This window comes from Bryocella sp., from assembly GCF_058498515.1.
Map to the genome: position 1 here is coordinate 1 of NZ_JBMHYI010000040.1, position 2621 is coordinate 2621.

A 2621-nucleotide genomic window follows, 5' to 3' on the forward strand; every position below is an offset into this window, starting at 1 on the left:
GTGTCGTAGTCGTGCGGGATGCGCAGGTTGAGGTAGCGCAGCAGGTGCTCGTTCATGAAGTAGAACCAGAACCAGCCGTGGACGTTGCCGTCAGTCGGCAGCGGGACCTGCCAGTGGCCGAGAGAAATAGGAAAGGTGTAATTCGTGAGGAAGCGGAACGGCGCGGGATGGCCCTGGGTAGGGTTTGCGAGGCCGGCGAGAATGTGCCAGGGCGCGGCGATGAGCAGGAATGCTTCCAGCGTTGCCAGCGGGTGGAGCTCGCGGAGACGGTCGAGCGAGCGCCGGAAGCCGCGCGTGAGCAGCAGGTAGAGGACGACGATTGCCACCGGGAAGACGACGCCGATCAGGCCCTTGGTGAGGACGTTGAGCGCGCAGGCGGCGGCGAAGCCTCCGCAGTAGAGCCGTAGGTGCGCAGGATGTGCGCGGTGCTGGTTGGTGCCGCCGAGCTCTTCCGTCCGCCAAAAACAGTAGAGCGCGGCAGTGAGCCAGAGGCAGACCATCGCGTCCGGAATGAGGATACGCGTGAAGAGGAAGATGCCGAAGCTGGAGAGCAGGATGATCGCCGCATAGAGGCCGGCGCGAGCGTTGCCGAAGAGGCGGCGGGCGAAGGCTTCCAGCAGCAGCGCGAGCGCGAGGATGGTCAGCGCAAGCGGGATGCGGGCGGCGGCGACGAGCGAGCGTGGGGCAGTTCGGCCGAAGAGCGTGGCGAGCTTCATGCTTGCGGCCATGGACCAGTACATCAGCGGCGCTTTTTCGAGGTAGCGGATACCGTTGGCGTAGAGCGTGACGTAGTCGTGGCGGAGGAGCATTTCACGGGCCACTTCGGTGTGGACCGAGTCGGCGTCGTCGAGCAGAGGCGGTGTGAACAGGGTGAAGGACGCGTAGAACGCTAGCCACAGCAACAAGATGCTGAGCAGTGTGGAGCGCGGTCGCGTGGCGGAGGCGTGCAAGGAGTTCCAGTCTAATGGGTTGAGTCGCGTAAACTTAGGGCGCGATGAGTATGATGCGTCCAATGCGTGCGGGGCAGGAGCTGGTGCAGCTTGGCGCGGCGAAAGATGGCCCGCCGGCGGAGATGATCTTCGGGGATTGGTATCCGGCGCTGCGCGCGGACAGCCTGAAACGCGGCGAAACGGCCGTGACAATGCTGCTCGGAATTCCGATGCTGTTGGGCCGCAAGAGCGATGGAGCGTTGTTCGCCATGCGCGACTTGTGTCCGCACCGGGGGATTCCGCTCTCTGCCGGATGGTTCGACGGCGAAACGGTGCAGTGCAAGTATCATGGCTGGCGGTTTGAGCCATGCAGCGGGCGCTGTGAGGAGATTCCGTCGCTGACCTCGCACGACCATTTGGAGCCGACGAAGATTTATGCGAACTCGTTTCCGGTGGCGGAACGCGATGGCTATGCGTGGGTGTATGTGCCGGAGGCAGGTGCCGGCCGTGTGACCGACCTGGCCGCGCTGCCGCCTGTGCCGGAACTGCCGAAGTTCGGGCCACGATATAGGTCAGCGCATCTGGTAGCTGATCTGCCGTGCAACGTGGACCACGGGATCATCGGGCTGATGGATCCGGCGCATGGGCCGTTCGTGCATCGCGCGTGGTGGTGGCGGAGCGCGGCGAGCATCCATGAGAAGACGAAGATGTTCGAGCCGATCCCGGATGGCTTTCAGATGTCGGCGCATGCGCCTTCGTCCAACAGCGCGCCGTACCGGCTGCTGGGAAAGCCCGTGACGACGATCGACTTTACGTTGCCGAACCGGCGGTATGAGACGATCCGCGCCGTGAATGCGAAGGGCAAGGAGAGCTGGTTCGCTTCGCTGACGACCGTAACTCCGGTGACGGCTTCGACCTGCCGGATCGATGTGATTGCAGCGTGGGACATCTTTTACCATGTCCCCTTCGTGACGCCTATAGCCAAGTACTTTGGGGCGAAGTTCGTCCAGCAGGACCAGCAGACGATGATCGAGCAGGCGCGCGGTCTGCGGTCCAACCCCGGGCTCATGCTGATCGACGATGCGGACAAGCCAGCGAAGTGGTACTTCGCGTTGAAGCAACGGCGGTTGACCGGGGTGGGGGAGCATCCACTGGATGGGCCGGTGGAGCTGCACTGGCGCAGCTAGGAGCAGGTGCCTCTGCTTATGCCTTCGTCGTTTCGTCGCGGAACGCTTCGAGCCGGCTTCGGTAGCCGTCGAGATGCTGGTCGCGCAGCTCGGTGTAGAGCGTAGCGGTAGGGTGGTTGTCACCGAGTTCGTGGGTGGCGACGTCAGCCAGCGCGAGCCAGTCATGCCATTGACCGCCTGATTCCTGCAGGGAGTGATACCGCTTCGCAGCACGCTTCGCCTGTACGGATGTGGGTGCAAGCTCTAGCTGGTAGCGGGCGAGCTTGGCGGCCTTGCGGATGCCGTGAAGGTGCTCGTCGGATGGGGTGCGCATGAGCACGGCGTGCGTGTTGCGGAAGTCCTTGTCGGCGAGCGCGAGCAGATCGGCGGGAGAAAGTTTGAGCGATTCCGCCGGTTTCAACGCGTCGAGCAAAGCTTCAAGGCGTCTGGAGATTTTCTGCTGGCGCTTGTTTAGAAGCTTGAGCAGCTTGCGAGTAGCGCGCTTGCGAAGCTTTGCGGTGACTTG

General features: G+C 63.3%; 3 protein-coding genes. 1 reads left to right on the forward strand and 2 read right to left on the reverse strand.

Going from position 1 to position 2621, the window contains the following annotated elements; translation table 11 throughout:
* The coding region (locus AC5E6W_RS10565) for an ArnT family glycosyltransferase (protein ID WP_491752258.1) at window positions 1–950 on the reverse strand (950 nt) is incomplete at its 3' end.
* A gap of 50 nt (window positions 951–1000) precedes the next feature.
* Between AC5E6W_RS10565 and AC5E6W_RS10570 the strand changes: the two genes are divergently transcribed.
* Entirely contained in the window at window positions 1001–2116 is a 1116-nt protein-coding gene (locus AC5E6W_RS10570; protein WP_491752259.1) for a Rieske 2Fe-2S domain-containing protein, read from the forward strand.
* Window positions 2117–2132: 16 nt separating this feature from the next.
* On the opposite strand, the gene AC5E6W_RS10575 is transcribed toward AC5E6W_RS10570, so the two are convergent.
* A partial coding sequence (locus AC5E6W_RS10575) for a CHAD domain-containing protein (protein WP_491752260.1) occupies window positions 2133–2621 on the reverse strand: 489 nt, incomplete at its 5' end.

Excerpts from the sequence above, each read along its gene's own strand:
- AC5E6W_RS10570 (WP_491752259.1), top strand. The coding sequence starts at position 1,001 with ATGATGCGTCCAATGCGTGCGGGGCAGGAGCTGGTGCAGCTTGGCGCG.